At 72.7% G+C, this 20,822-nt stretch carries 19 protein-coding genes and 1 pseudogene; 9 read left to right on the forward strand and 11 right to left on the reverse strand.

Annotated features, from left to right (window positions below):
- Window positions 1-239 precede the first annotated feature (239 nt).
- From ACFWFZ_RS02010 to ACFWFZ_RS02020, 3 genes are all read left to right on the forward strand, one after another.
- Window positions 240-3,443 carry a BTAD domain-containing putative transcriptional regulator gene (locus tag ACFWFZ_RS02010; protein WP_387116266.1) on the forward strand — a complete coding sequence of 1,068 codons (3,204 nt, stop codon included), beginning with the start codon at window positions 240-242 and terminating at the stop codon, window positions 3,441-3,443.
- A 132-nt stretch (window positions 3,444-3,575) separates the two neighbouring features.
- Complete coding sequence (locus tag ACFWFZ_RS02015; RefSeq protein ID WP_387115155.1) at window positions 3,576-4,022, forward strand: hypothetical protein; 447 nt, start codon at window positions 3,576-3,578, stop codon at window positions 4,020-4,022.
- A gap of 104 nt (window positions 4,023-4,126) precedes the next feature.
- The gene (locus ACFWFZ_RS02020; RefSeq protein ID WP_387115158.1) at window positions 4,127-4,507 is read left to right on the forward strand and encodes a hypothetical protein; all 381 of its coding nucleotides are present in this window, start codon (window positions 4,127-4,129) and stop codon (window positions 4,505-4,507) included.
- A gap of 35 nt (window positions 4,508-4,542) precedes the next feature.
- Here ACFWFZ_RS02020 and ACFWFZ_RS02025 read toward each other — a convergent pair whose 3' ends face one another.
- Window positions 4,543-6,345, reverse strand: a complete 1,803-nt coding sequence (locus ACFWFZ_RS02025) for a galactose oxidase-like domain-containing protein (protein ID WP_387115163.1) — start codon at window positions 6,343-6,345, stop codon at window positions 4,543-4,545.
- 267 nt (window positions 6,346-6,612) lie between these two features.
- On the opposite strand from ACFWFZ_RS02025, the gene ACFWFZ_RS02030 reads away from it, so the two are divergent.
- Window positions 6,613-7,263: a DUF4360 domain-containing protein gene (locus tag ACFWFZ_RS02030; protein WP_387115166.1), complete on the forward strand. Its 651-nt coding sequence runs from the start codon at window positions 6,613-6,615 to the stop codon at window positions 7,261-7,263.
- 43 nt (window positions 7,264-7,306) lie between these two features.
- Here ACFWFZ_RS02030 and ACFWFZ_RS02035 read toward each other — a convergent pair whose 3' ends face one another.
- From ACFWFZ_RS02035 to ACFWFZ_RS02065, 7 genes are all read right to left on the reverse strand, one after another.
- Window positions 7,307-8,350, reverse strand: coding sequence for a LacI family DNA-binding transcriptional regulator (locus tag ACFWFZ_RS02035; RefSeq protein ID WP_387115168.1), 1,044 nt, complete (start codon window positions 8,348-8,350; stop codon window positions 7,307-7,309).
- Window positions 8,351-8,443: 93 nt separating this feature from the next.
- The gene (locus ACFWFZ_RS02040) at window positions 8,444-9,454 is read right to left on the reverse strand and encodes a glutathione S-transferase family protein (RefSeq protein WP_387115171.1); all 1,011 of its coding nucleotides are present in this window, start codon (window positions 9,452-9,454) and stop codon (window positions 8,444-8,446) included.
- Between the two features lie 8 nt (window positions 9,455-9,462).
- Window positions 9,463-9,816, reverse strand: a complete 354-nt coding sequence (locus tag ACFWFZ_RS02045; RefSeq protein WP_387115174.1) for a PRC-barrel domain-containing protein — start codon at window positions 9,814-9,816, stop codon at window positions 9,463-9,465.
- A gap of 455 nt (window positions 9,817-10,271) precedes the next feature.
- On the reverse strand, window positions 10,272-10,874 hold the full coding sequence (locus tag ACFWFZ_RS02050; RefSeq protein ID WP_387115177.1) for a hypothetical protein: 603 nt from the start codon (window positions 10,872-10,874) through the stop codon (window positions 10,272-10,274).
- A gap of 10 nt (window positions 10,875-10,884) precedes the next feature.
- Entirely contained in the window at window positions 10,885-11,130 is a 246-nt protein-coding gene (locus ACFWFZ_RS02055) for a hypothetical protein (protein ID WP_387115180.1), read from the reverse strand.
- Between the two features lie 33 nt (window positions 11,131-11,163).
- Window positions 11,164-12,351: a glutamate--cysteine ligase gene (locus tag ACFWFZ_RS02060; RefSeq protein ID WP_387115182.1), complete on the reverse strand. Its 1,188-nt coding sequence runs from the start codon at window positions 12,349-12,351 to the stop codon at window positions 11,164-11,166.
- Window positions 12,352-12,519: 168 nt separating this feature from the next.
- Window positions 12,520-13,356, reverse strand: coding sequence for a class II glutamine amidotransferase (locus ACFWFZ_RS02065; RefSeq protein WP_387115184.1), 837 nt, complete (start codon window positions 13,354-13,356; stop codon window positions 12,520-12,522).
- 125 nt (window positions 13,357-13,481) lie between these two features.
- On the opposite strand from ACFWFZ_RS02065, the gene ACFWFZ_RS02070 reads away from it, so the two are divergent.
- Window positions 13,482-15,926: a SpoIIE family protein phosphatase gene (locus ACFWFZ_RS02070; protein ID WP_387115187.1), complete on the forward strand. Its 2,445-nt coding sequence runs from the start codon at window positions 13,482-13,484 to the stop codon at window positions 15,924-15,926.
- 62 nt (window positions 15,927-15,988) lie between these two features.
- Here ACFWFZ_RS02070 and ACFWFZ_RS02075 read toward each other — a convergent pair whose 3' ends face one another.
- Together ACFWFZ_RS02075 and ACFWFZ_RS02080 are read right to left on the reverse strand one after the other, a co-directional pair.
- The gene (locus ACFWFZ_RS02075) at window positions 15,989-16,519 is read right to left on the reverse strand and encodes a hypothetical protein (RefSeq protein ID WP_387115190.1); all 531 of its coding nucleotides are present in this window, start codon (window positions 16,517-16,519) and stop codon (window positions 15,989-15,991) included.
- A gap of 1 nt (window position 16,520) precedes the next feature.
- Entirely contained in the window at window positions 16,521-17,063 is a 543-nt protein-coding gene (locus ACFWFZ_RS02080; protein WP_387115193.1) for a hypothetical protein, read from the reverse strand.
- 194 nt (window positions 17,064-17,257) lie between these two features.
- Here ACFWFZ_RS02080 and ACFWFZ_RS02085 point away from each other — a divergent pair.
- The 4 genes and pseudogenes from ACFWFZ_RS02085 to ACFWFZ_RS02100 all read left to right on the forward strand — a co-directional run bounded on the left by ACFWFZ_RS02085 (window position 17,258) and on the right by ACFWFZ_RS02100 (window position 20,373).
- A pseudogene (locus tag ACFWFZ_RS02085) lies at window positions 17,258-18,691 on the forward strand (PHP domain-containing protein).
- Window positions 18,692-18,815: 124 nt separating this feature from the next.
- Window positions 18,816-19,361, forward strand: a complete 546-nt coding sequence (locus ACFWFZ_RS02090; protein ID WP_387115196.1) for a MepB family protein — start codon at window positions 18,816-18,818, stop codon at window positions 19,359-19,361.
- 78 nt (window positions 19,362-19,439) lie between these two features.
- Window positions 19,440-20,024 carry a GNAT family N-acetyltransferase gene (locus ACFWFZ_RS02095; protein ID WP_387115198.1) on the forward strand — a complete coding sequence of 195 codons (585 nt, stop codon included), beginning with the start codon at window positions 19,440-19,442 and terminating at the stop codon, window positions 20,022-20,024.
- A gap of 49 nt (window positions 20,025-20,073) precedes the next feature.
- A complete protein-coding gene (locus tag ACFWFZ_RS02100; protein WP_387115201.1) occupies window positions 20,074-20,373 on the forward strand; it encodes a hypothetical protein in 300 nt (99 codons plus the stop codon).
- Between the two features lie 139 nt (window positions 20,374-20,512).
- Here ACFWFZ_RS02100 and ACFWFZ_RS02105 read toward each other — a convergent pair whose 3' ends face one another.
- The gene (locus ACFWFZ_RS02105; RefSeq protein ID WP_031157523.1) at window positions 20,513-20,731 is read right to left on the reverse strand and encodes a hypothetical protein; all 219 of its coding nucleotides are present in this window, start codon (window positions 20,729-20,731) and stop codon (window positions 20,513-20,515) included.
- Window positions 20,732-20,822 lie beyond the last annotated feature (91 nt).

Here is a 20,822-nt window from a genome sequence, read left to right on the forward strand (position 1 = left end):
TCGAGGCGGGCGTTGCAGGATCGATGCAGATCCTCTGCAGGACGTATGCAACGCCGGGAACGGGCCACCGGCATCGGTAGACCTGACGGGTTTCGGTCACCCGTGCGCCACATCGGTCATCCCTGAAACCGGAGTCCGGTGTCGGGCGTAAACCTCAGTGGGGGCCGACACGTTGTCCCCGGATGCGGAACGTGGAATCGGGGGACACGGTGGACGTTTGCCTTCTGGGTCCGGTCGAGGTGTTGAGCGGGGGACACCGGATCGCGCTGAAGGGCGCCAAACCGACCGCGATCCTCGCGGCTCTCGTCGTGCATCTCGGTGAGGTGCTGTCCGTCGAGCGACTGGTCGATCTGGTCTGGGAGGAGGAGCCGCCCGCCACCGCGCGGGGGGTCGTCGCGTCGCACGTCTCCGGACTGCGCCGGGCCCTGGCCGGTACGGAGGGCGCGGAGGCCATCCGTACCCGCACCCCGGGTTATGTCGCCGAGTTCGCGCCCGCCGCCGTGGACGCCCGTTGTTTCGAGAAGGCGTTCGCAGCCGGCCGGAAGGCGGCCCTCGACGGGCGGGCCGAGGAGGCCGTCGAGATCCTGCAAGCGGCGTCGCGCCTGTGGCGCGGCCGGGACGCCCTGGAAGGGCTCGGTCAGTCCTTCGCCCGGGTCGAGGCCATGCGCCTGACGGAACTCCGACTGGAGGCACAGGAGTTCCGCTTCTCCGCCGAACTGGACCTGGACCGTCGTACGGATCTCGTCTCCGAACTCGTCGCCCATGTCGCCGCCCACCCTCTCAGGGAGCGCCCGCGCGGCCAGCTGATGACCGCCCTGTTCCGCACCGGCCGGATGCCCGACGCATTGCGCTGCTACGACGAGGGCCGCCGGCTGCTCCGTACGGAACTGGGCGCGGACCCCGGCCCGGAACTGCGCGCGCTGCACCAGGCCCTGCTCCGGGCGGACACGACGGTGCTGGGAGCGCCCGCTGCCCGAAGAGCCGCGCGCGCCGGGCAGGGAACCGTCCCCGCACCGGCGGTGGCTCTCCCGCGCTCGGGTGGGGACACACCGGCAATCCGCCGTGCCGAGCGGTCCCACGGCGGCACCGGACATCCCGCGCCCACCCAACTTCCCCCCGATGCAGCTGACTTCATAGGCCGCAGCGAACAGACCGCCTGGGCGACCGCACTGCTGGAGGAGGTGCGCAACCCGCTGCGCACCGCGCCGCCCATCGGGGTGATCTCCGGCCGGTCGGGCACCGGCAAGACCGCCCTGGCCGTCCACGTGGGCCATCGCGCCGCCGCCCTCTTCCCCGACGGACAGCTCTTCGTGGACCTGCGTGCCTCGGACTCCGAGCCGGTACGGACCCCGGACGCCCTGGCCAGACTGCTGCGCGCCCTCGGGGTGGGGACGGAGACCGCAGTACAGCCCGAGGAGGACCTCCTCGGGCTGTACCGCACGCACATCGCGCGCCGCCGGGTCCTGCTCGTCCTCGACAACGCTGTCAGCGAGGCCCTGCTGCGCCCGCTGCTCCCGCCGGGCGGCGGCTCGGCCGTGCTGGTCACCGCCCGCCGCCGGCTCGTCGCGCTGGAGGGCGCCGCCCACCTCGATCTGGGGGTGCCGTCCGAAACGGAGGCACTGGACCTGCTGGCCCGCGTGGCCGGGCCGACCCGGCCCGCGCTGGATCCCGACCGGGCCGCCGAGATCGTCGCGCTGTGCGGTCGGCTTCCGCTCGCCGTCCGTATCGCCGGTGCCCGCCTCGCCGCCCGCCCCCACTGGACACCGGCGCGACTCGTGGCGCGCCTGAGGGACGAGCGCCGTCGGCTGGACGAACTGCAGGCGGGCGACCTGGAAGTGCGGGCGAGCCTCGGTATGGGCTACGCGGACCTGGACGGGCAGGAGCAGCGCGCCCTGCGCCGCCTGGCCCTGATGGACCTGCCCGACTTCGCCGCGTGGGTCGCCGGGCCGCTCCTGGACGTGGGTGAGGACGACGCGGAGGACGCGGTCGAACGCCTCGTGGACTGCCACTTCGTGGAGGTCGTGGGCACCGACGAGACGGGCAGGACGCGCTACCGGATCCACGACCTGGCGCGCGAGTACGCCCGGGAGCGCTGCTTGGCCGACGAGGCCCGGGAGGAACGGGAGACGGCGGTTCGCAGACTGGTCGACCGCTGGCTGAACATGGCCCGCGTCGCCGCGGCACACGGCCCGGGCGGCGCGTCACGGCTCCTCCCCGTCAGCGCTGCCGGCGGTGCGCGGCGGGGCGCGGACGGGTCGGAAGGGGGCGCGGACGGATCGCCAGGGGTCTCGGGCGGGCCGACACGGGTATCGGCCCGGCCGGTCCCGCCGACGCAGCCGCCGGCCCACCTGACGGACGAGCCGGCCGCATGGTTCGCCGCCGAGCAGCCGTGTCTGCTGGCCGCCGTCATCCACTGCGCGGACCAGGGGATGTTCGACGCCGCCCGCGAACTCGCCGCCACCCTCATGGCCGCCTCCGTGGCCCTCTACAACCAGTTCGACGCATGGTCCCGTTCCCACGACGTGGCCCTGGCGGCGGTACGTCGGGGCGGGGACGTCGAGGGCGAGGCCTGGCTGCTGAACGGTCTGGGCCAACTCCGCCTGGAGCAGGACCGCTTCGACGAGGCGTACGCGTTCTTCGCCCTGGCACTGCGTCTGTTCGAGGAGCGGTCCGTACGCACCGGCTGCGCGGACGCGCGAGCCGGCATGGGCGCGGCCCGCCGCGAACAGGGACGTTTCGACGAGGCGCTGCCCCTGCTGACCTCGGCGCTCGAACAGTACCGGGAGCCGGAGGACATCTCGTCCATGGCCCATGTGCTGTACGGCATCGGGTTCGTCCACCGGGAGCAGGGCCGCGACGACGAGGCGTGGGAGGCACTCTCCCGCGCCCACCGCCTGTACGTCACCGCCCGGGATCGGCACGGCGAGGCGCTCGCGCTGCGCTCACTGGGCCTGTGTCACCGGGCGCGGGGTGATCTGGCGGGTGCGGAGGTCCTGCTGCGGCAATCCCTCGGCATCTTCGAGGAGACGGACGACGCCTACGGCGTCATGTACGCGAGCCTGTCGCTGGCCAAGGTCGAGTTCCGGCAGGGCCGGATGACCGAGCCCCGTCAGCGGCTCGACCGGTGTCTGGAGATCACCCGCCAGCGGCAGGACATGTTCGGCGAAGCCCTCGTCCTGCGCACCATCGGCGAGTGGCATCTCGCCGCGTCCGACTGGGAGACGGCGACCGGGACCCTGCGGCAGGCCCTCGGACTGTGGGACAAGCTGCAACTGCCGCTGTGGCGTGCACGCACCCTGCGGGACCTGGCCGGCGCCGCACGGGCCCAGGGCCGGACCGGAACGGCACGCGAGTTCGAACAGGAGGCGTACGAGGTCTTCCGCCGGCTCGCCACCCGCGAAGCGCTGGAACTCCCGGAACCGGGGGACGCCCCGGGGCACTGAGGCAGCCACCGTACGCCGGGGCAATCGGCCCGCCAGGCACCGGCACTCATACGAGAGGCGACCACCCCCCGTCGCCGGTGTGAACGGCGCGGCACCCGCCGCCCGCGACCACTGCCGGAAGAGGCCCCCACCATGACGAACACGTCACCACGCACGCTCCGAGCGCTGACCACGGCCTTCCTCGTCGCCGCGGCGGCGCTGGCCGGTCCCGCGACCGCTTCGGCGACCGGGCAGCCGGCGGCGACCGTGCGGCCCGCCGCGGCCGGGGCCGCGGCGATGGACTTCACGGAGGTCCACGTGTGGGCGACCGGAGTCAACGTCCGCAACGCCGACTCGGGAGTCCCCTTCGAAACGTGCAAGACCTTTCCCTCCCGACAGAACTGCCAGGTCGTGGCAACGGTGTCCCGGACCACCGTGACCGCCTACTGCCAGAAGCAGGGAGAGCCCATCAGCGACTCGGGCTACAGCAGCCGGTGGTGGACGTACGTGAAGTCACCGAGCGGACCGTGGGGCTGGGTGAACAACGTGTACATCACGGGGGACGAGCACCTGGCGCACGTCAGCGACTGCACGTTCTGACCGGAAAGGAATCCGTGGAGGTGGCCCGCGACACGGTCATACGGACGCACCGCCCCTCCCGTCGTAGAGACGAACGGCAAGCGTTCATGACAGAGGGGAAAACAATGGCGCAGCGATCCACCAGGCTGGCGGCGACGGGACTGGCGCTCGGCGCGGCTCTCTCCCTCCTCGGCACCGCCGGGACGGCCGGGGCGGCGCCTTCCGGTACCAGCGGCTACGCGACGACCGTGCAGGCCCACAGCAATCTGCGCGACGCCCCCAACACCAGCAGCCGGATCTGGGGCACCACGACAGAGGTGACCGAGGCCGGCGTCGCGTGCTACACCCGCGGTCAGCGCGTCACCGCGGGCGGATACACCACGGACGTCTGGTACTTCGGCACCGTCATCGACTACGACATCGGCCACATCTACAGCAACGTGTGGATGTGGGGCGGCAACGTGAACGTGGGCGCCGACCCGGCCCCCGGCATCCCCCGCTGCTGACCGACCCACCCCGCCGGGTGCCCGCCGGGCGCGGCTCAGCGGACGCCGATCTTGATCCACTTCGCGGTGCTGGGCACGCCCTTCGCGTCGAGCAGGAAGAGCATGTAGTGGCCGGGCGGGGCATCGGCCGCGCCCGGCGGGGTCCGCAGCCCGATCCGGTCGCCCTGCACGCCGGTGAGGCGCAGGTCCAGGTGGCGCTGGCTGGTGTTCACCGAGTGGGTGACGGTGGTCGGCGCCAGCAGGACGGCGCGCCTGACGTCCTTCGCCGTCGAGCTGGACACGTGGAAGGCCGCGTCGTACCGCAGGTCGCCCGCCGGGACCCGGTCGAGGGCCGGCCGGGCGCCCCGGTGCAGGTAGGCCGGCTCGTACAGCTCGATGCTGCCGTCCATCCCGTCCTTGATGTCGGGGTCGTTGGCGATCTGCTGGAGTTCGTCGCCGGTGACCATCATCCGGCCGTCCGGCAGGACGAGGGCGTTGGAGTGGTAGCCGCGCGGCAGCCGTTGGGCGGGCCCCAGCCTCCAGTGGCCCCGCGTGTCGCGCAGCTCGATCTGCCGGTACTTCAGGTCCGCCTTCGGATTGAACGGGCCATGGCCGTAGTCCCGGGTGTCCAGGGCCCCGTTCACGGTGATCAGCGTGCCGTCCGGCAGGATCAGGGTGCCGTCCTGGGTGCGTCCGAAGGCCCTCGGCTCCTCGGTGGTCCAGCGCCCGCCGGACAGCCGGTACGTGTGCGGGTCGCGCGGGTCGCCGCCGAGGACCAGCACGGAGTCCGGTCCCCGGAAGCCGGCCGGCAGCGGCACGGCCGAGCCGTAGCCGCGGAAGTCGGCGGGCCGCCGCGGCAGGTCGCTGCGTACGTCCCTGACCGGGTCGAAGAGCCACTGCTGGTCGGCGTCGCGGCCGAGGCCGTAGATCATCCCGTCGCGCAGCGAGAAGAGGTGCGGATAGTCGTTGCGGAAGGGGGCGTCCGCGCGGAGCCGCTCGGCGGGGACACCGGCCGGGATGTCGTACGGCCGCCAGGGCACGCGGTGCCCGAGCGCGGGGAAGCGCTCCACCACCGGGGTGGGGGTGCCCGTGCCGCGTTCGGACTGGCCGGACATGATGATCTGCCGGCCGTCGGCCCCGGTCACGACGGAGGGGTACCAGCGGCCGACGGACATGTCGCGGTTGCGGAACCACGTCTCGGTCCACGGGTCGAAGACGAAGGACAGCTTGGCGCCGCTGCCGCCCTTGCCGCCGACGTTGCCGCCGAAGACGCCGACCATCCCGTTGGGCAGGTACGAGTGCCCGGCGCAGAAGAACGGCGCCGGGCGGGGGGCGTAGGTGCCGTCGGGCATCAGCACCACCGGGGGCGGCACGTTCTTGAAGGCGCGGGCCCCGGTCCCCCTGGCGGGGTCCCAGAGCCAGGCGCGGCCGGCGTTGGTCCGGCCGACGGTGTTCGTCGGCCCGGTCTCCTTCGTGGGGTCGGCCTCGACGCGTTCGAAGGAGAACAGCAGCACCTTGCCCGTGGGCAGCAGGGCCACGTGGACGCCGAAGTCGGGTGACGGGAAGAACTGCGCGAAGCGGCCGAACCGGGCCGGGTCGAAGCGGGCGTTGGCTTCGCGCTGGGACTTCTCCAGCGCGGCCAGGCCGGCCGTCCGCTTCGACTGCGGATATCCCCGGGTGCCCTGGGCGGCCTGGCGCAGCCGGGCGTGGGCGCGGGCGTGGTCCTCGCCGAGAACGACGGCCTCGTCGCCGGCGTGGTGGACCATCGCACGGGCAGGTGCGGTCCCGGCCGCCGGTACGGCCAGGGCTGCGGCGAGGGCAAGCACCGACAGGACGGCGGACCGGGATGCGCGGGACATGGGACTCCTCACCGCAGGAGGGCCCGCGCCGAGGCCGACGCCGGAGCCCGCTGATGACCTGAAGGAACCCGGTGATATTAGGACAGAGCGCATGGTGGAACAGGTGCGACCGGGCCCGATCGGTCCTTTCCGGCGGCGCCTTGGGGCCGTTCGGCCGGTCGATATCTGGCGATTTATCGTTTCTGCGGTGAATCGTTTCGGCCGTCGAGGTGAGACCGCGTACCCGTCGGCCGGCCCCGCCCGCGGCGGACGGCTATCCATATCGGTGTGATCAAATCGCTCCGTACCGGATTCACCGCAGCCGCCGTGACCGCGACGCTCGTCACGCTCAGCCCCTCCGCCGGGGCCTCCGCCTCGGCCCCCCTCGACCAGGTGACCGTCGACGTCGCCACGGTCAACGGATCGGGCTGCCGCCCCGGCAGCGCCACCGTCGCCGTGTCACCCGACAACTCGGCCTTCACCGTCACCTACAGCGAGTACCTGGCCCAGGCCGGCGGCGGCGCCCCCGCCGTCGAGGGCCGCAAGAACTGTCTGCTGTCCCTCGTCGTGCACGTCCCGCAGGGCTACACCTACGCCATCGCGCAGGTCGACTACCGGGGCTTCGGCAGCCTCCAGCCGGGCGCGATCGGCACGCAGAAGGCCAGCTACTACTTCCAGGGCATGAGCCAGACCGCCTACCGGACCCACCGGTTCGACGGCGCCCTCGACGACAACTGGCAGGCCACCGACACCACCGGCATCGAGGCCCTGGCCTGGTCGCCCTGCGGCGAGCAGCGCAACTTCAACATCAACACCGAACTGCGTGCGGAGGTGGGCACCTCCGACCCGTCGAAGACCAGCTTCATGGCACTCGACTCCACGGACGGGAGCATCAACAGCGTCTACCACTTCTCCTGGAAGCAGTGCCCCGCGCGCTGACCGGACGGGACCCGGGGCCCGCGCCCGCCGCGCGGGCCCCGCGTCAGGCCGACGCGCGCCGCACCAGAGCCGTCTCGGTTATCACCGGGCTCGGCGCGTTGCGGCCCTCGCGGCCGTCGCCCAGCCGTTCCATCAGCAGCCGCGCCATCATCCGCCCCATGCCCTCGATGTCCTGGCGCACCGTCGTCAGCGGCGGGTCGGCACTCTCCGCCACCGGCTCGGCGTCGTCGAAGCCCACCACCGCCACGTCACCGGGGACCGTCCGGCCGCGCTCCCGCAGCACGCGCAGCGCACCGGTCGCCATCAGGTCGTTGCCGGCGAACACCGCGTCGATCGAGGGGTCCCGGTCCAGCAGTTCGGCCATCGCGTGCGCCCCGCCCGCCGCGGTGAAGTCCCCCACGGCGACCAGCTCGGGCCCGGCGGCGGGCAGCACGTCGTGGTAGCCGCTCAGCCGGTCGGCCGCCGAAGTCTGGTCGAGCGGGCCGCAGATGTGCGCGATCCGCCGCCGCCCCTGCGCCAGCAGGTGCCGTACGGCCTCCCGGGCGCCCTCGCGGTTGTCCGCGTCGACGTACGTCACCCTGTCCCGCTCCCCGGGCCCGGCGGTCCAGCCGGGACGGCCGCCGTAGACCGTGGGCATGCCGAGGCGGCCGGCGATGGCGGGCAGCGGATCGTCGGTGTGCAGGGAGAAGGCGAGCGCCCCGTCGACGTGGCCGCCGGCCAGGTACCGCTCGATGCGGTCGTAGTCGCCGTGGTCCTCCACCAGCAGCAGCACCAGCTGGGTGTCGTGCGCGGTCAACTCCTTGCTGATGCCGCGTATCTGACGGGAGAAGAAGGGATCCGAGAAGACCCGGGCCTCGGGCTCGGGGATGATCACCGCGACGGCGCCGGTGCGCCGGGTGACCAGCGTGCGCGCCGCGTGGTTCGGGATGTAGCCCAGCTCCTGGATCGCCGTCTGCACCCGGTCGGCCAGATGCGGGCGGACCCCGTCGCCGCCGTTGACCACGCGGGAGACCGTGGCCCTCGACACGCCCGCGAGCGCCGCGACGGCCTCCAGAGTGGGGCGGCTGCCGGAACGCGGTTCGGGCACGTGACTTTCCTCCATGGTCCACAGGCGGGCCCGGCAAGATCGAAAGGGACGGCCAGGTCGAACAGAAGGGTAACGGGTGATCACCGTAAGGCGTCAGGAGGGCATCGGTGTGTGGTCGGCCGGCACGCTCTCCTCGGCGCTCACCGGCGCGGGCGGGCTTCCGTCGCCGAAGGGGCGCCCGCCGAGCGCCTCCCGGCCGTGGGGCGTGAGCCAGCCGGACAGGTCCGGGCCGGCCGGCACGATCCCGGTCGGGTTGATGTCGTCGTGGACCAGGTAGTAGTGCCGCTTGATGTGGTCGAAGTCCACGGTGTCGCCGAAGCCGGGCGTCTGGAAGAGGTCCCGCGCGTACGCCCACAGGACCGGAGTCTCCGAGAGCTTGCGCCGGTTGCACTTGAAGTGTCCGTGGTAGACGGCGTCGAAGCGTACGAGGGTGGTGAACAGCCGGACGTCCGCCTCGGTGATGGTGTCGCCCACCAGGTAGCGGGACGCCGCGAGCCGCTCGGCGAGCAGGTCCAGGCGCGCGAACAGGCGCTCGTACGCCGACGCGTAGGCCTGCTGGGACCCGGCGAAACCGGCCCGGTAGACACCGTTGTTGACCTCCTCGTAGACCACCTCGTTCACGGCGTCGATCTCCGGCCGCAGCGCCCGCGAGTAGGGGTAGGGGGCACCCGCACGGTGGTGCGCCGACCACTCCAGCGACAGGTCGAGCGTGATCCGCGCGAAGTCGTTGGTGACCACCTGCCCGGTCGGCACGTCGACGATCGCCGGCACCGTGATACCCCGGTCGTAGCCGGGATCGCGGGCGAGGTAGGCCTCCTGGAGCCGCTCGATGCCGAGCACGGGGTCGCGTCCGCCAGGGTCCAGCTCAAAGGTCCAGCTGCGGTCGTCGTGCGTCGGACCCGCCACGGCCATAGGCAGCGCCCCCTCCAGCCCGAGGAGCCGCCGTACGATGACGGCCCGGCTCGCCCAGGGGCAGGCCCGGGCCACCACCAGCCGGTAACGGCCGGGCTCCACGGGGAAGCCGTCGCGCCCGTCGGCGGTGATCCGGGTGGTGAGATAGCGGCTGTCCCGCGCGTACTCCCTGCCAGGACTCACGTACCTCATGCGCGCCCCTACATGTGGGACTGGCCGTAGTAGTGGCCGAACCGGTCCATGAAGTTGGGCTCGCCCGCGTACTTGGCCGCGTCGTAGTCGGGCGCGTTCTTGATCTGTTCCTTGGTCAGGCCGAGGTAGACCTTCTCCTCGGCCGTGTCGATGCGTTCGATGGTGCCCGCCGGCAGGAGGACGTGCTTGCCGAAGATCCAGACGCCCGTGTCGACGACGATGTGGGAGGCCCGGAAGTCGGCGGAGTGCTCGTCGACCTTCCCGATGTGGCCGTCGGTGGCTTCGACCTTGTAGCCGACGAGATCGATGCCGCTGTGGTGGCCGGAGTCCTCGTGGTAGGCCCAGATGTCCTTCTCGGTCACGGCTCTCGCCTCTCTGTACCCGTACGTGTGCCAGTGCCTGCGCCCGCCCCGGGAGCCGGGCGGGAGGGGCACTCAGGCACCTCCCCACAAAAGACCGGCTCACGCCCAGCATGCCGGAGCGTTCGCGCTCCCGCGCGGGCCCGGCCCGGCCGCCCCGGCCCGCGCATGCGGTGCGGCGGCACGGGTAGGCGCTCTGCGAGCCCGGGCGGGCCGTGTCGATCGGGCAGGACCCCCTGGCCCGGCACGACCGGCGGGACACGCCTCCATGACCGTCCTGCGCAAGAGGAGCCGACACGATGACGACGCAGCGGGCACCGGCGGGCGAGAGGCGCGGGCATGGACACCGCCCCACTCGCCTCGGACCCGAAGGCCGCCCGCCGCTTCGCGCGGTCCCGGGGGCGGATCTGAGGCGGCGCAGGTGGGTGGCCGGGTCGGAGGGCCGGGCCCGAGGGCGGTCAGGTCGGGCCGGTCCCCGGCAGGCCGCGCAGGTGGCCGCGGCGCCACACGGCCTCCGCGGCGTGTGGGGTCGCGGCCCGGCCGCGCGCCTCCCGGGCGAAGAGCTGTGACGCGCAGGCGCTGCGCATGGCCTCCAGGGCGCGGATCTGCTGCTCGGCCCGGCCGATGAGCTCCTCGATCTGGGCGACGTCGATCCGCGGGTCGGTGCGCGCCAGGCTCCGCAGGGAACGCCAGCAGGCCGCCTTGCCCTCCACGCCCAGGCGCATCGCTTCGAGCTCCAGGACGTCGCTCAGCGGGGACCGGGACAGGACCCGGCCGTTCAGTTTGAGCCGGCCCATCCTCTCGGCGATCCGGCCGAGGGCGGCCCTGGCCCGCATGACGGGGACGTCGAGATCGGCCATCAGGGTGAGCAGGCTCTGCCGGTCCTGTGCCACCTGCTCGCCCAGCGACCGCAGCGAGGTGCCCAGGACGCCCCCCTGATGGGCCGCGGCGGCCCGGCGGAGCAACTCGACGCCGCCGTTCGCGCCGGTCAGGTGGTCGTTGAGGTAGATGGCCAGGAAGGTGGGCGCGCGGCCCGTGGGCGGCCTGTGGCTCCGGTTCACTCCGGCCTCCTCAGGGCGCTCGTCGGGGAGTGGCCGGCCGGTCGTCGTCCGGCCCCGTCCAGCGGGTGGCCGCGCCGGGCCCGCCGGACTCCACCGGCCGGTCGAGGCGGCTCGCCTCGTCCGTGTCCGCGGCCCGGGTGGTGCCGTCGTCCTTGCGCGGCTTCCGGGCATGCGGCCTTGCGTGCGGAGCCCGGCGCCGGGCTTCGTCGTCGTCGTGGTGCAGCGGTACTCCGCCTGCGCCGCCCTGGTCGTCCATGACAGTTCCTTCCCTCTCGTCTCACACGTCTTCTCACACGGCCGCGGTCGTCCTCGCCAGGCTGTCCACCACGTCGCTCAGCCTTCCGCGCCGGGCATGGGCGGCGCGCTGCCGGGCCGCCCCGCCGCCCTCCGCGCGCAGCCGGTCGAGCAGGGTGTCCACCAGGAGGAGGTCGCCGGCCGCGGCCAGTCCCGGAGCGGCCCGCTCGCGCAGCCGGTCCAGCATGTCCCACACCGGGACGCGGGCCCCGCCGACCGGATCGAGGCCTTCGCCGCACAGCCCGTGCACGGCGGCGAGCCGGTGCGCTTCCCGTAGCCGCCCGCACTCCAGGTACGGCGGCGGCCTGCCCTCGTCGCCCTCCGGCAGCAGTACGCCGGCCAGCCCGCGGACGAGCGCGGCCAGCAGGACGACGGTGTCGAGGCGGGCGTTCACGTCGGCGACGCGGATCTCCAGCGTCGGCACGTGCTCGGACGGGCGGGCGTACCAGTAGATCATCCGCCGGTCCAGCAGGGCCCCGCACTGCACCAGGTCGTGGGCGATGCGCTCGTACGAGGCCTCGTCGAGGAAGGGAGCGGGCCCCACCGTGGGCCAGCGGGCGTGTTCGACCGCCCGCCAGCTGGCATGGCCGCTGTCCCTGCCGCGGTCGAAGGGGGAGTTGGCGCTGAGGGCCTGCAGGGTGGGCAGCCAGGGCCGGATCCGGTTGGCCAGGTCCAGGGCCTCCGCCCGGGAGGACACGCCGATGTGGACATGGCATCCGCAGACCGGCTGGTCGTAGCCTCCCATGGCGGACGCGAAGCGGACCGCCATGCGCCGGTAGCGCTCGTCCGGGGTGAGGGCCAGCGGATGCTCCGGCGGTATCACCGCGGTGCCGGTCCCGACGAGCAGGCAGTCGTGCGCATCCGCCGCCCGGACCAGTTCGGCCCGCAGCCACGCCAGCTCGGCCCGCAGCACGGCCGTGCTCGACGTGGGGCTCGTGCACGACTCGACCTGGGCGGTGAAGAGCTCCGGCTGGACCAGCGGTCCGAGTCTGCCCGAAGCGGCCCCGATGACCTCTGCCGCGCGCCCCACCGGGGCCCTGCTGCGGCGGTCGACGAGCAGGAACTCCTCCTCCACGCCCATGGTCGGCACGACGGCCGCGGCGAGATGGCTGCCTCCCGATCCGAGGGGCGCGAGGGTCCGGCTCCCGGGGTGGGGCGCCGATGTGGACACGGCCAGTGACATCTGGGGTCCTTTCGGTGAGGGTGGGCGCCGCCGGCGACCGGTTGCGACCGGCCGCCCGAGGCGGTGTTGCCGTCCTTCAGGCCCTCCTCCTGTGCTTCGCCTACCCGCCGGATCCCCTCTCACTCGGGGGCCCGGGCCCGCTGGCTGTGACCGCCGAGGCTCACCGCACTAGAACTCCGGGATGAAGGGGAGGTAGTCCGCGTCCGGACCGGACGGGATGACCGCGTAGCTGCTCTCGGGGAGCTCGTTCCACACGCCCGGCAGGTCTCCCAGCGGTTCGGAGACCACGATGCGCGTGTCGTCGGAGACCTCCCTGAGGTAGTCCAGCTCCGGGTAGAGGTCCCGGACCGTGTCGGCCCTGCTGCTGTAGTAGAGCGACCGGGACTTCCCCTGGCTGGAGTACCGGAAGGCCCATACGGTCTCGCCGTCGCTCACCGCCACCGTCATCTGCAGCGGCTCCGCCACGCCGTGCTCCTTGCCGAGCCGTTCCACGAGGCCCGCCATCCGCGCCACCGCGCCGGGAACGTCCTGGTCGAGCCCGAAGGTGACCGCGAGATAGAACATCACCTCGGAGTCCGTGGACCCCTCGATGCTCGAGAAGAGGGCCGGGTCGACGGCCATGCACAGATCGCGCTGGAGCCGGGCGAAGTCCCCGATCGCCCCGTTGTGCATCCACAGCCAGCGACCGTGGCGGAACGGGTGGCAGTTCGTCTGCTGGATGGCCGAACCGGTCGAAGCGCGGACATGTGCGAAGAACAGCGGCGAGCGGACGTGTGCGGCCAGTTCCTGGAGGTTCCGGTTGTTCCAGGCGGGGCCGATGTCACGGAAGACCGCGGGCGTGCCGTTGCCGTCCGCGCTGTACCAGCCCAGACCGAACCCGTCGCCGTTGGTCGATTCCACACCCATCCGGGACTTCAGGCTCTGGTTGATCAGCGAGTGCTCGGGGCGGTAGAGCACGGTGTCGAGCAGGACAGGCGTACCCGAGTAGGCGAGCCACCGACACATGCGCACCATCCCTTTCACGGCTTCTCCGAGGGTAACTCGGCGGGCCGCGCCCTTCCCGCGGGGCCGCGGGCGCCGAGGCCCGTAGGCGGGCGCGTACCCCGGCACCGGCGTGCCATCCTCAAGGTATGACGCACGACGTCGTGCCTCCCGACGAAGGCGCCTCACCCGAGGTGCTCGCGTTGGCCAAGGTGGTGGCCAGGCTGCGGTCGGAGATCGCGGACCTGCAGGGCATCGCCGCGGCCACCGCCGTCGTGGAGCGCGCCAAGGGCGTGCTGATGGCCCAGACGGGGGTCTCCGCCGAGGAGGCCTACGAGACGCTGCTCGCGCGCGGCACCCGGTGGGGCAGGACCCTCATGGAGGAGTGCTGGCTCACCCTGGGCCAGGTCCGGTCCAGGCCGACGCCCAGAGCCGCCGTGCCGCCCGCGACGGCGTCCGCGCCGGGCGGGACCGGGCAGCGGCGGCAACCGGCGCAGCCGGCCGCCCGGACCGGGAGCGACGCCGTCGCCGCGCCGGCCGACGAAAGCCTGCGGGCACTGCTGCCCCGGCTGGCCGAAGGCCTCGCCGAGGCCGACCACGAGGCGGACATCGCGGAACTGCTGCGTGTCGTGCTGGGCGAGCCGGTGGGCGTCGACGCCGTGATGATCTACAGCGTGACGCCCGCCGGCAGCCTGGAGCTGACGGGCCACGCCGGCATCGCCGAGTCGCTGGCCGACCAGTGGAGCCACGTACCCCCGCTCAGCGGTGTCGCCGCCCTCGAAGCCGTCGCCGCGAGACAGGCCGTATGGCTTGAGGACCCGGCGACGGACGCCCGCCGCTACCTGCTGATCGGCGATCACCCCGGACAGTGGCCGTCCCGCGCCTGGATCCCCGTACCGTCCGGTGGACGCGTGCGCAGCGCCATCGGCTTCATGCGGAGCCGTCCGGGCCCCTTCGCCAAGGACACCCGTACGGTGCTGTGCCAGGCCGTCCGGCTGTGCGCCGCCCAGCTGCGCAACGGCGGGCAACGCGGCGACGGCGCCGCGGAGACCACCGTCCCCGACGACGTCGCGTCCGTCCAGGCGATCCTGGACGTGCTGTCCGGGCCCGCCGTCCTGCTCACCCCCCTGCGTTCGGCGACCGGGGGGATCGAGGACTACCGGATCGACGCGGCCGCGCCGGAATCCGTCGACGTGCGGGGACGCCGGGGCAAGGAACTCGTGGGCCGACGGGTCCTGGAGACGTACCCCACCGTGGCGGGCACCGCGCTGTGGGAGGGCTACGAGGACACCCTCGCCACCGGAACCGTGTACGAGGGCGAGCCCTTCACCTACCAGGAGGTGGGCGCCGGGTTCCCCCAGGAGACCGTGTACTCGGTCCGGGCGACGCGGCTCGGAGAGCGCCTGGTCGTCTCCTGGATCCGCCACGACATCAGCGAGCGCGAGGCCCGCAGGCTGACCGACATGCAGCGCCTGGGCAACCTCGGCTGGGTCGGCTGGCAGCTGACGACGGACCGCATCACGTGGTCCGACCACGTCTACGCCATCTTCGACCGGGATCCCGCGCTGGGGCCGATCGAGCTGGAGGAGCTGCCCCGCCACGTCCTGCCCGACGACCAGCCGCGCATGGCCGCCGCCGTCCACCGGCTGCTGCGACTGGGACAACGGGCCGTCGACCAGCAGTTCCGGATCAGCACCGCCGACGGCGTACGGCACCTGCGGATCGTCGTCGAGTCCCAGGCGGACGCCAACGGCACGCCCGTCGAGGTGCACGGGTTCTTCCAGGACGTCACCGCGCTGCGCGACGCCGAACACGCCCGGCGCGAGAGCGAGCGGGCCGTCCTGGTCCAGTCCGGCATGCTGCAAGCCGAACGCGCGCTCGCCGCCCGCCTCCAGGCGACCCTGCTGCCGATCCCCGAACAGTCCGTGGAACTCGCGGGGCTGTGCGTCGAGGTGGCCTACGTGCCCTCCGACAGCGGGGTGAACGTCGGGGGCGACTGGTACAGCGCCGTCGAACTGCCCGACAGGAGCGCCCTCTTCGTCGTCGGGGACGTGGCCGGCCACGGCCTGGCCGCCGTCGGCACCATGGCACAGCTGAGGTTCACCGCCAAGGGCATGGCCACCACCGGCTCGGCCCTCCTCGACGTCCTGCGCCGGCTCAACAACCTCCTGCTGCACACCGATTCGGAACCGTCCGCCACGGCGACCATGTTCATCGGCCGCTATCAGCCGGATGTCCGCCGCCTGACCTGGGCGCGGGCCGGACACCTGCCGCCGCTGCTGATCCGAGGGGGCCGGGCCGACTTCCTGGCTCAGCCCGACGGCTGCCTCCTGGGCGCCGCCCGCGACTCCGTGTACGGGCAGGCCGTCATCGACCTCCAGCCCGGCGACCATCTCCTGCTCTACACCGACGGGCTCGTGGAGCAGCCGGGTGAGGACATCGACCTGGGACTGGGCAGACTCGCGAACACCGCTCTGCAGCTGCTGCGGGACGGTGTGGGCGGCGAGCTCGCCCGCACGCTGGCGGCGCAGCGGGCGAGCAACTTCGACGACATGTGCGTGCTGGACATACACGTCCCGGACGACGCCGAGTGACGTGCGGCGTCGTCCGGGACGTGGTGCTCACCTGGTGGTGCAGACGGTGATGCGGGGTTGGTTCAGGTGTTGAGGAGCCGGTTGAAGAACGAGCGGTAGTGCTGCAGCGAGACGCGCAGGTCCTCCGTCGCCACCTGCTCACCACGGCTCCACTGGCCCTCCAGCCCCTGCTTGCGCGTGGAGAAGCTGCCGGCCAGGGCCTGCATGACCTCCGCCACCAGGGTGTCCGCGGACCTCACGGCGTCCTGCGGATCGTCGACGAACCGGCCCTGGATCTCGCTCCACTTCCTGCGGTACTCCTCGGTCTCCGTCGTGCCGAGCAGCGGCTCCTCCGTGTCGGCGCCGACCTGGCCCGGGGCGTCGGCCCGGGCGGCCGGCCCGTCCGTCCCGGCCCTGTCGGCCGTCTCTGCCGTCTCGGCCGTCCGAGCCGTCCCGGCCGGGTCCTCGGTCCCCAGGCCCGCCGTCCGCTCGGACGTTGCCTCACCCGGGTATACCGGCGCCTGCCGTTCCTCGGCCTCACCCGAATGCATGATGTCTTCCGTGGTCGGACCGGATTCGGTGTCCCGGGCCTCCTTGTCTCCACGTATACGCATGTCAACGACTCCTCTGGTCCGTCAGAAGCTCTTCGAACAGGGCGCGGTAGTGCACCATCGCCCCGCGCAGTTCCTCCGTCGTCGCCCCGCCACCGCCGCTGCGCACCTTGACGTCGTGCGCGGCCCGGTAGTGGTCGAGGGTGCGCCCGTGCTCGACGGAGAGGTCGCGCAGCCGGTCCTCGTACCCCGCCGTGGGGTATCCGCGCTCGTCCAGCAGCCTGGAGACCAGTTCGTCCGCTTCCGCCACGGAGTTCTCCGGACGGTCCACGAAGTGCTCCTGGACGTCGCTCCAGGCCTCGGCGTACTCGCGCCGGCGCTTGGCGGGGAGTTCCTTGATGTCGAGCTGGTCGTGCCGCTGCTCGCGGGCCCGCAGGTCGCGCTCGGCGGCCCTCGCGCCGCCCTCCTCCCGCACGGTGCGCTCGTACTCCGGGCCGAACCGTTCGCGCAGGTGCCGTCGCCGGGCCGACAGCCACAGCGTCGCGATGAGCGCGAGCACCACGACCGCCGCGATGACGATCACCACTACGAGTGTGGTTGTAGACATGTCCGCACTCCATTTCCGGGGCCTTCGCCTGTGTGTCACGCGGCTGCCCCCGCTGCCGTCGGCCAAACCAGGGGCCGCCATGGCGCGGCCCGGGCAGGGTCCGGGCCCGCCTCCGCGCGGCGGTCCGGAGTGCCCGTCCGGAGCCCGCGGGGCACCCTGGAGGCACGGTCCGAGCCAACGACCAGGTCGAGGCGATGCTCCAGGAGTACGCGGACCTCATCGCGATCCGGGGCGGGGAGGCCTTCAAGGCCCGCGCCTACGAAAAGGCCGCCCGCGCCGTCGGGGGCCACCCGCAGGACGTCGCCACCCTGGACGCCGAGGGGTTGCGCGAGATACCGGGCGTCGGCCGGTCGGTCGCCGACAAGATCCTCGAATACCTGCGGACCGGCCGGATCCTCGTCGGCGCCGCCATGGACGCCGCCGACAGCTCGTCGCCGATCTGTCCGCCGTCCGCGGCTGCGTCCGGTGCACGTACGCGGGATCCCTGCGCCGCATGCGGGAGACCATCGGCGACGTCGACATCCTGGTGGCCGCGCGCCGGTCGGCGCCGTTCATGGAGACCCTCACCTCCCTCCCGTACAGCGCCGAGGTCATCGCGCGCGGCGAGAAGAAGACCTCCGTACGCACCACCACGGGCCTCCAGGTGGACCTCAGGGTCCTCCCACCCGCCTCCTGGGGCGCGGGCCTGCAGTACTTCACCGGGTCCAAGGAGCACAACATCCGCACCCGCGAACTCGCCGTGCGCCAGGGTCTGAAGCTCTCCGAGTACGGGCTCTTCGACGCCGAGAGCGGCGAGAGCGTCACCTCCGAGACCGAGGAGGCCGTCTACGCACGGCTCGGCCTGCCCTGGATACCCCCGACCCTGCGCGAGGACCGCGGCGAGATCGCGGCCGGACCTCCTCACGGAGAAGGACATCCGCGGCGACCTCCACACCCACACCGACCTCACGGACGGGCTCGCCCCGCTGGAGGACATGGTCGCCGCCGCTGCCGCCCGGGGATACGCCTGCTACGCGGTCACCGACCACGCGCCGGACCTCTCCATGCAGCGCATGACCAGAGAGAAGATCCTCGCCCAGCGCGAGCGGGTGCGCGAACTCGACGGCAGGCAGCGCGGGATGCGGCTGCTGCACGGAACGGAACTCAACATCGGCCCGGACGGCTCGCTGGACTGGCCAGACGAGTTCCTCGCCGGCTTCGACCTCTGCGTGGCCTCGGTCCACCCGCGCTTCAACCAGAGCCGGCGGGAACTGACCCGCCGCCTGATCCGTGCCTGCGAGAACCCGCACGTCGCCGTGATCGGCCATCCGACGACCCGCCTGATCGGCAAACGCCCGGGCATCGACGCCGACTTCGACGCCGTGTTCGAGGCGTGCGCACGGTCGGGCACCGCTCTGGAGATCAACGCCCACCCCGAGCGGCTCGACCTGTGCGACGAGGACATCCTGCGGGCGAAGCGGTACGGCGTGAAGTTCGCGGTGAACTCCGACGCCCACGCCACCACGCACCTGCCCTACATGCGCTACGGGGTGGGGACGGCGCAGCGCGGCTGGCTGACGGCGGACGACGTCGTCAACGCCTGGCCGCTGGCGAGGCTGCGCCGCTTCCTGGCCGGGAAGACGGCCTGACCGCGACCCGACCGCGACCCGACCGCGGCCCGACCGCCTGCTCGCGGGCGGGCCGCCTGACGCCCTGCGATCGGACCCCCCGGATGAATTCGGTCGCACGTTCGAAATCTGGCAGGATGGGTGCATGGCGATGGAACGTGAAGCGTGGCCGTGCGAGCCGGGGATCCCCGGTGACCTGTTGCGGGCGAAGACACTGGCGTACGACCCGGGTGGGTTCACGTGCTCACGGCCGGTGCCCGAGGCGGAGAGCGCCGACTACGGGGCGTGCGGATTCACCGTGGACGGCCTCGCCGTCAGGTTCCGGGTGGCGCGGACGACCCCGACGAAGGCGGGCCAGTTCGTCACGGTGTGGAAGAGGTCCGCGGGCGGACCGATCCGGCCCTTCGACGCCGCGGATGCCGTCGACCTGTTCGTGATCAGTACCTGCGAGGGCGAGCGGTTCGGGCAATTCGTGTTCCCGCGGGACGTGCTCCGCGAACGGGGTGTCGTGTCGACGAACGGCTCGGGCGGGAAGCGGGCGTTCCGCGTCTATCCGCCGTGGGTGGCCACCACCAGCCGCCAGGCGGGCAGTACGCAGGCCTGGCAGGTGGAACACTTCCTCCGGCTGTCCGGGGACGAGCCGGTGGACATGGCCCGTGTGCACGCGCTCTACCACCCCGCGCAGCGCTGATCGGGTCTCGGCGTCCCGGGCCGGACCGCATTGTTAATGCGTTGTCGCCGGCGGCCGGGCCGAGAGAGCATGCAGTGTATGCAACCACCCGCCGAAAGCCTCAGTTCAGACCAGGTTGACCTGCACCGATGGCGCACGAGTCATCTCGACGCCCTGGAACGGGCGATCTACGAGTCGCTCGACCATCTGGTGCCGTGGATGCCCTGGGCGGCCGACCCCGGCCGACAGCAGACCGCGGATTTCCTCACCAAGATGCAGCAGAAGTGGGAGTCCGGGGAGGCCTACGGCTACGCGATCACCTCGGACGCCGAAGTGATCGGCACCTGCGTCCTCATGCGCAGGATCGGAGCGGGCGGTCTCGAAATCGGCTACTGGCTCCACCCGGCCTGGACCGGACGGGGCCTGGCCACCATGGCCTGCACGGCTCTCGTCGCCCAGGGTTTCCAACTGCCGGGCATCGACCGGATCGAGATCCACCACGACGCCGCCAACCACGCCAGCGGGGCCGTCGCCCGACGCCTGGGATTCACCGAGGTCGAGCGCGTACGGCCACCCGAAGGCCCGGTCGCCCCCGGCGAATCGGGGATCACCGTCATCCGGCGGATGACGGCGGACCAGTGGCGGACCAGGCCGACCGGGACCGCCGCCCGGCGGGCGGGATGAGCGGCGCGGACGGGCGCGTTTCCGCGTCCCGCACCACGCCCTTGCGACCATGACGGCACTCGCATCCTTCACCTTCGTGCGCCATTGCGACGGGCTCCGCCACCACTTCGAACGCGACGGCGAGCACAACGGGCGCCCGGCCTACCGCCGGACGGACGGGAACGTGCGGTGTGTCTGGTCGGCGGCCGAGGGCTGGCACTGCGAGATCTCCGGCGGTCTCGTCACCGCGCACCCCGTCGACGGCCGCGCCGACGGTCCCGTACCCCCGGCCACCGTCTGGCGCAGTTTCAAGAACGACCGCTCCTACCTCTACGACCTCCGGACCGTGCCGGGACCGTTTCGCGCGTAGCCCGCCCCTGAGGGCGGCGGGCCGTTCCACGACACGACCCGACACGAGATACGACGCGATGCGCGCGACACGGCCCCGTCCGCCGCGGCGGCTCACGTGGCGGACGGGCTCACCCGGTCGGCCCAACGCGCCGTCCGTTTCAGCGCGGCGGGCCGAGCACCTCCTCGGCGCCGGGCAGGTCGTGGACGCAGACGCCCCGGCCGGTCAGCGGCAGCAGGCCCGCGAGCGGGCACGACACGGGCATCTCGTGGTCGACCTCCCACTGCCCGACCTTGTTCCCGCCGGTGTGGTCCGTCGTGCAGACGGCGTACAGGTGGCCGGCGCACCCCCGGCAGAGCAGGGGCTGGTGGCCCTTCACGAGCGCCCCGCCGGGCAGCCCGCCGGGCAGCCCTCGGGGTGCCGGCGTCCCGGCGTGCCGCGGCCGCCGGGCGCTTGTACCGTCGGTCGCG

Origin of the sequence: Streptomyces sp. NPDC060232, from assembly GCF_042726555.1 — a bacterium.
In the GTDB taxonomy this organism is placed as follows: domain Bacteria; phylum Actinomycetota; class Actinomycetes; order Streptomycetales; family Streptomycetaceae; genus Streptomyces.